Source organism: Flavobacterium silvisoli, from assembly GCF_004329815.1.
Lineage (GTDB): Bacteria > Bacteroidota > Bacteroidia > Flavobacteriales > Flavobacteriaceae > Flavobacterium > Flavobacterium silvisoli.
The window spans coordinates 1-12,921 of sequence record NZ_SJPE01000016.1; the positions used below are offsets into that span (position 1 = coordinate 1).

General features: G+C 38.5%; 9 protein-coding genes. 7 read left to right on the plus strand and 2 right to left on the minus strand.

The genetic code is table 11. The annotated features are described in order from the left end of the window. Positions 1-128 precede the first annotated feature (128 nt). Positions 129-674 (minus strand): helix-turn-helix domain-containing protein, encoded by a 546-nt coding sequence (locus EZL74_RS13215; RefSeq protein WP_193553763.1) that lies wholly within the window; start codon positions 672-674, stop codon positions 129-131. A gap of 253 nt (positions 675-927) precedes the next feature. Here EZL74_RS13215 and lipB point away from each other — a divergent pair, with 253 nt between their 5' ends. Then, a complete protein-coding gene (lipB, locus tag EZL74_RS11320) occupies positions 928-1,647 on the plus strand; it encodes a lipoyl(octanoyl) transferase LipB (protein ID WP_131476739.1) in 720 nt (239 codons plus the stop codon). Here the strand turns inward: lipB and EZL74_RS11325 are convergent. Continuing rightward, positions 1,642-2,241 (minus strand): ribonuclease HII, encoded by a 600-nt coding sequence (locus tag EZL74_RS11325; protein ID WP_131476740.1) that lies wholly within the window; start codon positions 2,239-2,241, stop codon positions 1,642-1,644. The two genes, lipB and EZL74_RS11325, sit on opposite strands and share 6 nt — an antisense overlap. A 174-nt stretch (positions 2,242-2,415) precedes the next feature. Between EZL74_RS11325 and EZL74_RS11330 the strand changes: the two genes are divergently transcribed. From EZL74_RS11330 to EZL74_RS11355, 6 genes are all read left to right on the plus strand, one after another. Continuing rightward, positions 2,416-5,451 carry a SusC/RagA family TonB-linked outer membrane protein gene (locus EZL74_RS11330; RefSeq protein WP_131476741.1) on the plus strand — a complete coding sequence of 1,012 codons (3,036 nt, stop codon included), beginning with the start codon at positions 2,416-2,418 and terminating at the stop codon, positions 5,449-5,451. A gap of 19 nt (positions 5,452-5,470) precedes the next feature. After that, positions 5,471-7,276, plus strand: coding sequence for a RagB/SusD family nutrient uptake outer membrane protein (locus EZL74_RS11335; RefSeq protein WP_131476742.1), 1,806 nt, complete (start codon positions 5,471-5,473; stop codon positions 7,274-7,276). 135 nt (positions 7,277-7,411) lie between these two features. After that, positions 7,412-8,770: a T9SS type A sorting domain-containing protein gene (locus tag EZL74_RS11340; protein WP_131476743.1), complete on the plus strand. Its 1,359-nt coding sequence runs from the start codon at positions 7,412-7,414 to the stop codon at positions 8,768-8,770. Between the two features lie 102 nt (positions 8,771-8,872). Continuing rightward, positions 8,873-10,804 (plus strand): putative porin, encoded by a 1,932-nt coding sequence (locus EZL74_RS11345; RefSeq protein WP_131476744.1) that lies wholly within the window; start codon positions 8,873-8,875, stop codon positions 10,802-10,804. Positions 10,805-10,980: 176 nt separating this feature from the next. Then, complete coding sequence (locus EZL74_RS11350; protein ID WP_131476745.1) at positions 10,981-12,342, plus strand: pyridoxal-phosphate dependent enzyme; 1,362 nt, start codon at positions 10,981-10,983, stop codon at positions 12,340-12,342. After that, a complete protein-coding gene (locus EZL74_RS11355; protein ID WP_131476746.1) occupies positions 12,343-12,921 on the plus strand; it encodes a zeta toxin family protein in 579 nt (192 codons plus the stop codon).

Below are 12,921 nucleotides of genomic sequence, written 5' to 3' on the forward strand. Positions count from 1 at the left end.
AAGAATGACATCTTCTTTGACTAAACTACTTTCTTTACGCCATAAACAATCGTAATAGGCGTGTCTTGTTTTGCCAAACAATCGGCATAAAACAGCTATTCCCAGTTTAGGAAAGTCTTGTTTCATTTTTAAGACTGTTTGGCACCAGACTTTTTTCTAATGTCAATTTTGAGTTGTTCTTCGGCTACATCAATCAGGGTGTTCAGGGCTTTTATTTTAAGTTCTGCCTGCTGTAAAGCTTTTTCTAAAGCTGCTTTTTCTAAATCCTTGGAAGATGGTTTATCCTTAGCCATGGGTGATGTGTTTTCAATACAAATTTCGACTTTTTCTGATTTATATTGTACTATCCAATTTCTGATTATTTTCTCGCTCTTGATATTATAGGCGGTTTTAGCGTCCTTAATGGTCAATCTTCCTTGTTCTATAGCTGTAACAATAGTACGTTTTTGAAGGTTTGTATAACTTCTGTGTTTGATTTTTTCTTGATATTCGGGTGAACCATAATCCCTCATCCAACCATCTAACGATGCTTTTCCTAATCCATAAATCCGGGTAGCTTCTTTTCTAGGCAATCCTTGTTCAACTTCTTTGACAATTTTTAAAATCAAGCGTTTGTCATAACGGCTCTGTTTGTGCTCCCGTGAAGCATAAATCTCTTGTGCAGGGTTTTCCATATACACTTTTTTAGTGTATAGCTATTTTAGGACAAGACAGACAGACGGATAGATGACAGACGGATAGATGATAGACGGATAGATGATAGATGATAGATGAATAGATGATAGATGGATTGTTTTGCGGGCTGTTTAGTGTGCCGGTTAAATTTTGTCAGGGTTGTGTTTTTGACTTTTGAGATGCGATAGATTTTGTAGTTTGATGCAGGCTGTTGGCGGCAATATTTGTATCTTTGTGCTTTGTATGTATGAAATGAATAAAACCATCTACCTTCAAGATTTAGGGCTCAGTGATTACAAAGACACCTGGGATTATCAGGAGAGGCTTTTTAAAGAGATAGTCGATTTGAAAATGCTGAAAAGGAATGAGCCCGAGACAGTAACTCCGAACTATTTTCTTTTTGTCGAACATCCGCATGTGTATACTTTGGGTAAAAGCGGCGATATGTCTAATCTGTTGCTTTCTGAAAAACAGCTAGAAGCCAAAGGTGCTACTTTTTATAAAATAAACAGGGGAGGGGATATTACGTATCACGGCCCGGGGCAAATTGTGGGCTATCCGATTTTGGATTTGGAAAACTTCTTTACAGATATTCATAAATACCTTCGGTTTTTGGAGGAAGTTATCATCCTTACTTTGGCGGAATATGGGCTGCATGGTGTGAGAAGTGAAGGGGAGACAGGTGTATGGCTCGATGTGGGAACGCCCTTTGCCCGAAAAATTTGTGCTATGGGAGTTCGTGCCAGCCGTTGGGTGACCATGCATGGGTTTGCCTTGAATGTGAATGCTGACTTGGGCTATTTTGATAATATTATTCCGTGCGGGATAAAAGGGAAAGCTGTTACCTCGTTGCACGTTGAACTCGGAAGAACTATAGATGAAGCCGAAGTTAAAGCAAAAATCATCAGGCATTTTGAAACACTTTTTGAAGCAACTCTGAAGGCAGCAGAAACGGCAGGAAAGTTTTTATAAATCCAGTTTTAGTTGTTCCGGGAGCAATCGGAACGACATGCGGTGGTATTTGGTTGTGCCGTATTTTCTAATGGCCTCACGATGTTCCTGTGTGGGGTATCCTTTATTTTTTTTCCAGTTGTACATGGGGAATTCTTCGTGAATTTTATTCATGTATTCGTCCCGGTAGGTTTTTGCCAAAACAGAAGCTGCGGCTATGCTTAAGTATTTGCCGTCGCCTTTGATTATGGTAGCGTAAGGGATGTTGTTGACGGGTTTAAACCGGTTTCCGTCTACTATTATATAATGAGGCGTAGGGTTTAGCTTAATAATGCATTCCTGCATGGCTTTTATTGAGGCATTCAGAATGTTGATTTCATCAATGGTTTCGGGGGTTAAATGGGTTACTGCAAAAGCAACGGAGCCTTCTTCAATAGCCGGTTTTAATTTTTCCCGAATTTTTTCAGAGAGTTGTTTAGAGTCATTTAACAGGTCTAATTCAAAATTGTCGGGTAGTATGACGGCAGCAGCGGTAACGGGGCCTGCCAAGCATCCCCTTCCGGCTTCATCTGTGCCTGCTTCGAATGCATAATCGGAATATTTCAGGGTCAACATTTATTTTTTTTTGGATAAAAATATAAAAATCGACGCAACTATTTAAATGATCAGCCATCATTAAAATCAGTTAAAAATGCAATTTACTTGGGGTTTTATAATTAACGGTTAATATTTGGTTAATTAATAAATAATTAAGAAGTTTGCAGAATAACTAACTCAAATAAAATTAATATGAGATCGAAGTTCAAATGGATTTTTACGCTTTTACTGGCGTTTACAATGCAGTTTTCGTTTGCACAGGAGAAAACTGTTACCGGAGTTGTTTCAGATAAAACTGGGCCACTTCCGGGGGCGAATGTTGTTATTAAAGGAACAACTCGTAGTGCACAAGCTGATTTTGATGGTAAATACAGCATCAAAGCAAAAGCAGGTGAAGTTTTGGTATTTTCGTTTACCGGTTACAATAATTCTAATGTAACGGTAGGAGCTGCTAATACTTATAATGTTACACTTGCTGAGGGTAGTGTTAAATTGGAAGAGGTTATTGTAGAGGGGTATAGAAATACCACTAAAAGTACAACGGTTGTTGCGCAATCAACAGTTAATGCTAAAACGATTGAGAACAGACCGAATGCTTCCTTTATTCAGACTTTACAAGGGCAGGTTGCCGGTTTGAATATTACAACAGGTTCAGGTCAGCCGGGTTCAAGAAGTACAGTAATACTTAGAGGGGTTGCAACTTTAAACGCAACTTCTGATCCATTATATGTTATTGATGGTATCCCGACAAATGCGGACAACTTCAGAAGTATCAATCCTAATGACATCGAATCAGCAACTGTGTTGAAAGATGCGTCTGCAACCGCTATTTATGGTAACAGAGGAACCAATGGGGTTATTGTGATTAAGACCAGAAGAGGAGGTAAAGAAGAAGGTAAAACCAGATTCAGATATGCTACCACCAGCGGTTTTACCGAATTGCAAACAGCTCATTACAGAAAGTCAGATACTAGACAATTGTTGACATTAGAAAAAAATTATGGACAAGGTTTAGGTGCTAGTTTAACGGATGCTGAAATTGCTGCCTATAATGTAAATACTGATTGGAGTAAATATTTCTTCAGGACTGCAGCTTCAACAGAACATAGTTTCAGTGTGGAGACACAAGGAAAAATGTTGAGTTCTTATACTTCTGTAAATTACTTGAATCAAGATGGTATTTTGAAAGGTACCGGCCTGAAACGATTTGCCTTCAGAAACAATGTTGATGGGAAATCTAATGATGGTAAGTTTAACTACGGTACCAATGTATCTATTGGTTTCTCAAGAAGTAATGATGCCGGTAGTTTAGGGACAGCAGGGGTAAACAGAAACTACGTACTTGGAGCTTATAAAGGAGCACCATATTTGTCGCCAGAAGATTATGTAGATTCACCAACCACGATAGACCAATATGGAGCTTATGGATTATTATATACACCAATTTATCTTATTGATAAACAAAAAACGTATACTAATAATACTGATGAAATGAGAATTCAAAGTTCGATTGAAGCGAGCTATAATATTTTCAAGAATACTACATTGAGATCAAGAACTTCTGCAGAGGTTGTTCAAACCCGTTTCAATCAATCAGAGCATCCAATATCTTTTAATGCATTGGTTTTCTTGGCTCCTAATGAAGAGTTTGGAGGATTTGAAGATTTTAACAGCAGAAGAGATTTTGCGTTTTCACAGTTGTGGCAAGCAGAGTGGGAAAAAACGTTTGCAGAGAAGCATACATTAAGTGTTATGTTGAACTCAGAGTATAATTTCAATCAATTGAATACAAATAATTTCCGTCAAAATGGTTTAGATCCGGCTACTTTCGTTCCCGGAGCCGGTACGGGTTATTTATCAGATATACTTGCGCATGATTATTACATACCTGACGTATCTGCTTTAAAATTAAAAAAGAATTTGATTTCTTATTTTGCTACGGTAGATTACGATTTCGATAAGAGATTTGGAGCAGTAGTAACGGCAAGACGTGACGGTTCAAGCCGTTTCAGCCAAGAAAGAAAATGGGGTAATTTTTGGTCCGTAGGAGGAAGATGGAATTTAGGCAACGAATCATTTATTAAAAAATACAATTTATTTGATGTTTTAAAATTGAGAGCTTCTTATGGGGCAACAGGAAATGAGAGAGTTGAAGATGGTTCTATTTATGCAGGATTAAGTCCAAGTATATTCTTAGATAACTATACAACTGCGGCTAATGTTTATAATGGGACTAATGGTTATGCTTTTCAGTTAGGAAATGTCAATGCCCGTTGGGAAACCACCAAACAATTGGATTTAGGGTTGGATTTTGAAATGTTCAAAAACAGATTAAGAGGTACCTTTGATTGGTACAACAGAACAACTATCGATATTTTTGATTTAGCACCAATCTCACCAATCACGGGACAGACTGTTATAAAAGGAAATACCCTTATTGATGTTGTGAATCAGGGAGTTGAATTGTCATTGGCTTATGATATCGTGAGAAATCAGGATTTAAAAATTACAGTGAAAGGTACAGGAGCTTTTAATGATAATCGAGTTTATGATATACGAGACAACAACGGAGAAAGAAAGGATGGTAATTATATAACTGCTAACGGAAATCAAGTTTATGAATATTATGTAATTCCATACGCTGGAGTTAATCCGGTTAATGGTAATTTATTATTTACGGCGATCGATGGTTCATTGACAGAAAATCCGACTGATGCAGACAGAAGAATAACGCATAAATCAGAACAACCAGTTTATCAAGGTAGTTTTGGATTTGATATTGATTACAAAGGATTCTTTGTGACGTCTAATTTTACCTTTGCTCAAAAAGTTTGGCGTTTTGATTTTGATATGGCTGGATTATACGATCCTACTGCAATCAGTAACTTCAATGTGTCTAGTGATTTATTAAATGCGTGGACTCCTACTAATACCAACACCAATATTCCTGACTTAAATGCGGCAAATCTTGGAGAAGATGCCAGATCGGATCGTTTCTTAAGAGATGCGTCTTATGTTAGATTACGTTACTTGCAAGTAGGATATAAAGTACCTAAAAAGTTTTTAGAAAAAACGTTTTTGAGCAGTGTTTCTATCTATGCACAAGGTGAAAATTTAAAAACTTGGACAAAATGGCAAGGTTTTGATGCAGAGAGTCCTCGTGCCGGAGATCAAAACCAATATCCTACACCAAAGATTATTTCTTTTGGGGTTGATTTAAGATTCTAATTAAAAAAATAACAGAAATATGAAAAAAATACTTTCAATACTGTCTTTAGCAAGTATATTATTTACCACTTCGTGTGATGATAATTTGCTAGAAGCATACGCACCGGGCTATCTGACTGAAGAGGAGGCAATTAAAACACCGGACGATTTAACCAGGTTGATGAATACTGCTTATGGTGTGTTGTCTCCCGGATCTGAAATCGAATTCAGTTCCGCTTTTACTGATGAAGTTGGAGTAGGTTACAATACTGGAGGTCAAGGTAAGGATACATACTTAGCATTTCTTATGAACCCTTCTTTAGATGCTCCAAACGGAATTTGGGATACCCATTATGCAGCTTTGGCTTATGCGAACAGAGTTATCAAATTCTCGGAAAACTTAACGGCTGCTGATGCTGATGAGCAACAAGTAATTAATAGTGCCGTGGCTCAAGCTTTAGCAATCAGAGCTTATTGTCATATGCAGTTAATTGCCTATTTTTCTACGAACCCAAAAGATAGAAATGCTTTGGGTGTGATGATGTCTAATGATGTTTATCCAAGTAATGCCTTAAAACCAAGAGAAACTAATGGAGTACTCTATGATTTTATTGATGCAGATTTAGCTAAGGCAGTGGACTTGTTTAATACTCTGACTACATCGCCTAGTAATTTGTATGCTAATAAATATTTTGCTAAAGCAATGCAGGCAAGAGTTAATGCAATGCGTGGTGATTATGCTAATGCCTTAGTGTTTGCTAATGATGTAATTGCTAATTCTGGCGTATCTCTCGCATCATTTGCAAGATACAAGAATGTATTTCACACAGATGATAATACAGCAGCTGAAGAAGTTTTATTCAAATTGAAAAGAAATAAAGATGAGGCTAGAACAGGAGCTTTGTGGGCTAGTGTTAACACTTCTGTAACTGGTTCTCCATTTTATGAAGTTGGAAGATCTTTGTTTAATTTGATGAACACTACCAGTTTTGCTTCTGCGAGTACTGTAACTATTACTGCTATTACCGGTTCAACTATAACAGCTCCCGGCAACAGTTTAATGGTTGGTGATATGTTTACGTTTAACAACAGCTATCCGGCTAATGCTGCTATGAACAGTAATGGTCTAACAACTGTTCCTTTAAATGCTATAGTTGCCGGTAAAGTATACTATGTTAAAACTATTATTAATGCGGCGACAGGAACATTCAATTTGACTACTGATCCTACCCTAGCAAGCCCGCCTACTGTATTGTTTACAGCTGCAAATAGTGCGACATTCCCTATCACTGCAAAGGCTAACTATGGTGATATTCGTTATTCAGTTAATATTCACCCAACGTCTATTATCAATCCTAATTATCAGACCGTAGTTGATTATCTATATACAGATAAGATTACTACGAGAAAGTATCCAGGAAGAACTGATTCGGGTAATTTTGTTAACGATATTAAAATATCCAGATTGTCTGAAATGTACTTTATAAAAGCAGAAGCTCTTGCAAGTGCGGGTGATTTAGCGGGTGCAGCAGCTGCAATAAAAGTTGTTCGTGATGCACGTGCTAACAGACCTCAACCACTACCAGTATATGCTGATGCCACTGCAGCTTTTAAGGATATATTGAAGGAAAGAAGAATAGAATTCGCTTTTGAAGGTTATCGTTTTGTTGATTTGAAACGTATAGGTGCTTTGGCGGGTGAAGGTATTTCAAGAGATGCCAGAGACTGTGAGTTTAATGGTGCTTGTACTTTACCTGTTTCTGATTACCGTTTTGCATTACCGATGCCTCAGGATGAGACTAACGTAAATCAGTCAGTTAAAGATAATCAAAACCCAGGATACTAGTCTTTGAAGAGTATTTATATTTAAAATCCCGATGTTTCATCGGGATTTTTTTATTTTTTTGTTGACTATTAATCCGTTAATGCTTTTCTTTGTGGTGACAAACCGCTTTTTTAAAATCAGCTAATACCATACACAATGAAGAACAAACTGCACTATTTCTTTCCGGCTCTCTTTTTTTTAACTACCATCCTTACACAAGCTCAGGAATTTCCAAAACTGAAGGCTTCTCCAACAGGGGTTGTGAGGTGTGCTACAGTAGAAAATGAAGCCCTTTTAAGAAGTAAGTTTCCGGACCGCGAAACTACCGAGGAATTTGAAAATTGGATGGCCGAAAAAATCGCCGAATCCAAAGAGAATACTGTAGAAAGCACCAATTCCATCATAACCATTCCGGTAGTTGTTCATATATTGAGCAACGGCGATCCGGTTGGATCTAACGAAAACCTGGCTGACGTTAGGGTTTTTGCTCAAATCCAATCGTTGAATCAGGATTTCAGAAGAATGTTGAATACCCCGGGTTATAATGACAATGAAGTTGGGGCAGATATTGAAATTGAATTTTGTCTGGCTCAAAGAAAACCCGACGGAACTGCCACTAATGGTATTGACCGAGTAACGACTTCCTTTGCAGCTTTTACCAGCAGAACGGATGTTGAGACCATGAAGACTACAACGCAATGGGATCCTACCAAGTATTTCAATATATGGGTGGTTAATTTCTCCGGAGGACTTGGTAATTTATTAGGTTATGCTCAGTTTCCGAGTACTTCAGGCTTATCGGGTTTGAATGCGAACGGCGGAGCCGCTAACACGGATGGTGTAGTGATTAAGTATACTTCTTTTGGTTCGAAGTTGATTACAACGGTAGGGCCTTATGATGCTACATATAACGGAGGAAGAACTACAACCCACGAAATCGGACACTGTTTAGGATTAAGACATATTTGGGGTGATGGTAACGGTGATCCGCAAACCCACAGTCCTGATTGCTCGATGAGTGATTATTGTAACGATACTCCGGTGGCAGGATACGAACATTGGGGATGTCAATCAGGTGATGACAGTTGCTTTGATGATGCCGGACAAATTGATATGGTTGAAAATTATATGGATTACAGTGATGACTCGTGTATGAATATCTTCACTCTTGATCAAAAAACCAGAATTTTGACCGTGATGAATAATTCTATCCGAAGAAAGGAATTAAAAACTTCAAATGCTTGTTCTCCACCACTGAGTGTGACTCAACATAATTTTGCTAATTCGGTGGCTATTTATCCTAATCCTGCTAGCAGTGTGTTGAATTATATTGTCAAAAATGATTTTGTGATTTCTTCCATCACTATTCATGATATCTCAGGAAAAGAAGTGATGTATACTGAGGTTGGCAACAACCCGACACAAATTGAGGTGAGTACTTTGTCAGCCGGTGTTTATTTTGTTACCTTTAAGTCTGATAACACTACGACCACTAAGAAATTTATAAAAGATTAATTTTTTGTACCGGTATTAAAATTTAAAACCACCCTCAGGGTGGTTTTTTTTATGGTTTTATTCCCAATAGTTTTGTGTATTTTTGCTCCGAAATTTATTCCGATGCGAAACCTGATTATCGTTTTTCTGTTGCTGTCCTTTTCGTTTGGTTTTTCTCAAAACAAGAATGCTGAGAAACCTAACCCTAAAGCGACTTCCGGTGCTTCTCCAAAGAAAGCTCCCAAAGCTGCATACAATCAATACAGAATCATAACCCTGCAAAGGGATACCACCTATGTCGATACCTCGCTATCTATAAAAAAAGAATACGAATACAATTACCTCCGCAAAGACATCTTCGGTCTTTTGCCTTTTGCCAATGAAGGTCAAACCTATGCCCGATTGGATTACGGACTGAAAGCCCATGCCGCTTTTCCCGAAATCGGATTTTCCGGAAAGCAATTCAATTATATGGGCGTATCCGATATCAAGTATTATTCGGTTGCCACGCCTTTAACCGAGCTTTATTTTAAGACCGTGATGGAGCAAGGGCAGTCACTGGATGCTTTTATTGCCGTGAACACCTCAGAGCGTCTTAATTTCTCTATTGCCTTCAAAGGACTTCGCTCTTTGGGAAAATATATCAATCAATTGTCGAGTACCGGTAATTTTCGTTTTACCACCAGTTACAATACCCTTAACAAAAGATATTATCTCAACTTTCACTTCACCGGACAGGATTTCCTAAACGGCGAAAACGGCGGGATTACTACTGTCGATAATTTTGAAAGCGGGGATCCTGCTTATGACAACAGAGCCCGACTCGAAGTTTATTTGACCGACGCCAGTACTTTTATGAAAGGCAAGCGGATTTTCTTTGACCATAATTTCAGAATTAACAGCACCAAAGGCAATAATAACCTTTATCTGACCCATCAATTTAATTACGAAAACAAATTTTTTGAATACAACCAAAAAACGGTCTTGTCAACGGTAGGCAATCAAAAGATTCAACGGTTCGGCGATTCGTATTTGTCTTCTAACATTAACGATCAAACCCGTTACAACCGCATGTACAACAAAGTAGGTGCTGTTTATGAAAATTCGCTGTTGGGTAAGTTTCAGTTTTTTGCTGAAGACTTCCGCTATAATTATTATTACAACAAAGTATTGATTTTACAAAACGGTACAGTGCCCAGTTCTCTCAACGATGACATCAATACCGTAGGAGGGCAGTATGATTACCGCAAAAACAAGTGGAACGGTACTTTTGTTTACACCAATTCGGTTTCCCATCAATCGCTGTCTAATTTTGATGCCAAGTTGCGTTATAGGTTGAATGACAAAAACGAATTCGTATTTCAGTACCAAATGCTGAACAAAATTCCGGACCACAACTACAACCTTTACCAAAGCAGTTATGTAAACTACAACTGGTACCATACCTTCAAAAACGAAAAAATCAAGAACCTTGAGGCCACTGCCAAAACCCAGTGGCTTGATGCTTCCCTGCAACTCACTTCGCTTAACGATTATTTGTATTTCAGCAAGGATGCCTCCGACCCGCAGCAGCAAATCATTTCGCCCAAACAATACGATAAAACCATCAATTACCTCTCGGTAAAAGTGGGACGCGAATTCAAATGGTGGAAACTCGCTTTAGACAATACCGTGCTTTACCAACAGGTAGATCAAAAAGATGACGTACTCAATGTACCGAAGATCGTGACCCGAAATTCGCTGTATTTTACCGATTACTTTTTCAAAAAGGCCCTTTACCTGCAAACCGGTTTTACCCTCAATTATTTTACGAAGTTCTACATCAACGACTACAATCCGGTAACGGCTGAAGCGTTTGTGCAAAACGAACGAAAGATAGGCAATTTTCCCATGGTCGATTTCTTTGTCAATGCACGCATCCGCCAAACGAGAATCTTTGTCAAAGCCGAACATTTCAATTCTAAAATGACCGGCAATCATTTCTATACCGCGCCCAATTATCCGTACCGCGATTTCATGATTCGATTCGGATTAGTCTGGAATTTCTTCCAATAAGACCAATAGGAACGAAAGGTTCGTGAATTGTCAGCAGTCCGTTTTCCCGCTTTCCGGGCTACACGGTAGCCACTCCAATCGGGGTTATTCAATAAACCATTTGATTTTTTGTAAACATTTGAAATAGCACTACATTTGCCAAAAATAAACTCAACATTCATCTCGAGACTATACTAATGAAATACGCAAAAAACATATTAGAAACTATCGGAAACACTCCCTTAGTAAAGCTAAACAAAGTAGTAGAAGGCATTGACGCTTTGGTGTTAGCCAAAGTAGAAACTTTCAATCCGGGGAATTCCACCAAAGACCGTATGGCACTGAAAATGATTGAAGATGCCGAAGCCGACGGAAGATTAAAACCGGGCGGAACCATTATTGAAGGAACTTCGGGCAATACCGGAATGGGATTGGCATTAGCCGCCATCGTAAAAGGCTACAAATGTATTTTTGTGATTACCGATAAACAGTCTAAAGAAAAAATGGACATCCTTCGTGCCGTTGGGGCTAAGGTTATCGTTTGTCCGACAGACGTTGAACCCACCGACCCGCGTTCGTATTACTCAGTTTCCAAAAGACTGGGGACAGAAATTCCCAATTCGTGGTATGTCAACCAATACGATAATCCGAGCAATGCCCAAGCCCATTATGAGCAAACTGGACCTGAAATTTGGGAGCAAACCGAAGGTAAAATTACCCACTTCGTCGTAGGAGTCGGAACCGGAGGAACCATTTCGGGCATCGGCAAATATCTGAAAGAAAAAAATCCGAACATCAAAGTTTGGGGTATTGATACTTACGGTTCGGTATTTAAAAAATACCACGAAACCGGCATCTTTGACGAAAACGAAATTTACTCTTATATCACCGAAGGAATCGGGGAAGACATCCTGCCTAAGAATGTTGATTTTTCAGTAATTGACGGTTTCACCAAAGTAACTGATAAAGATGCGGCGGTTTACACCCGTAAAATAGCTTTGGAAGAAGGAATCTTTGTAGGGAACTCTGCCGGAGCCTGTGTTAAAGGATTACACCAATTGAAGGAACACTTTACCAAGGACGATGTGGTTGTGGTTTTATTCCACGACAGCGGCAGCCGTTATGTGGGTAAAATGTTCAACGACGACTGGATGCGTGAAAGAGGCTTTTTGGACGAAGAAATCACCAAAGCTGAAGATGTTATCAAAGATCATAAAGACAAGCCCTTGGTTATCGTCAGAACAGAAGAGTTGGTGTCTCACGCCATTGAACGTATGAGAAAATACAACATCTCTCAAATTCCGGTCATTGATGTCACCGGTTTTGTAGGGAGTATAGACGAAACCGATTTGTTCAGAAGCTATGTAGCCGACAAAAATATAGCCGACCGACCGATACGTGAAATCATGGGTAAACCTTATCCGGTTGTCAGTGCTCAGGCGCCGATCGAGGAGTTGTCTAAGCTCATCAATAAAGACAATCAGGCTGTTTTAGTAGATTTAGGAAACGGCAAACACCATATCATTACCAAACACGATATTATCAGTTCGATTAAATAATTGAAAGCTAAAAATCTTTATATCATTGCGGGTTGTAATGGTGCAGGAAAAACAACTGCTTCCTACACCATTTTGCCCGAAATTTTGAAGTGTAAAGAGTTTGTCAATGCTGATGAGATTGCCAAGGGGCTTTCTCCTTTTCAACCCCAAAAAGTGGCTTTTGAAGCCGGAAGAATAATGCTTGAGCGTATTGAGTATTTATTTTCTGCCGGAGAGAGTTTTGCTTTTGAAACTACTTTATCAACAAAGTCCTATAAATCAAAAATTGTTTGGGCAAAACAAAACGGATATACAATTAAGCTGTTGTTTTTTTGGTTACCTTCTATAGAAATGGCGGTAAACAGGGTGAAGGTAAGAGTAAAAGAAGGTGGGCATAACATTCCCAAAGAAGTTATTTCAAGACGATATATAAGAGGTTTGGAAAATCTGTTTAAAATTTATTTACCTTTGTGTGATGATTGGGTAGTGTTTGATAATTCAACAACTGTTTCCCAAATCATAGCAGAAGGACAATCTGATATGACGAACACTATTCATCAACCTGAGAAATGGTTGAGTTTAAAAAAGAATTTTTGTTAG

Coding starts and splice junctions, on each gene's coding strand:
- EZL74_RS13215 (WP_193553763.1), bottom strand. CDS start 674: ATGGAAAACCCTGCACAAGAGATTTATGCTTCACGGGAGCACAAACAG.
- lipB (WP_131476739.1), top strand. CDS start 928: ATGAATAAAACCATCTACCTTCAAGATTTAGGGCTCAGTGATTACAAA.
- EZL74_RS11325 (WP_131476740.1), bottom strand. CDS start 2,241: ATGTTGACCCTGAAATATTCCGATTATGCATTCGAAGCAGGCACAGAT.
- EZL74_RS11330 (WP_131476741.1), top strand. CDS start 2,416: ATGAGATCGAAGTTCAAATGGATTTTTACGCTTTTACTGGCGTTTACA.
- EZL74_RS11335 (WP_131476742.1), top strand. CDS start 5,471: ATGAAAAAAATACTTTCAATACTGTCTTTAGCAAGTATATTATTTACC.
- EZL74_RS11340 (WP_131476743.1), top strand. CDS start 7,412: ATGAAGAACAAACTGCACTATTTCTTTCCGGCTCTCTTTTTTTTAACT.
- EZL74_RS11345 (WP_131476744.1), top strand. CDS start 8,873: ATGCGAAACCTGATTATCGTTTTTCTGTTGCTGTCCTTTTCGTTTGGT.
- EZL74_RS11350 (WP_131476745.1), top strand. CDS start 10,981: ATGAAATACGCAAAAAACATATTAGAAACTATCGGAAACACTCCCTTA.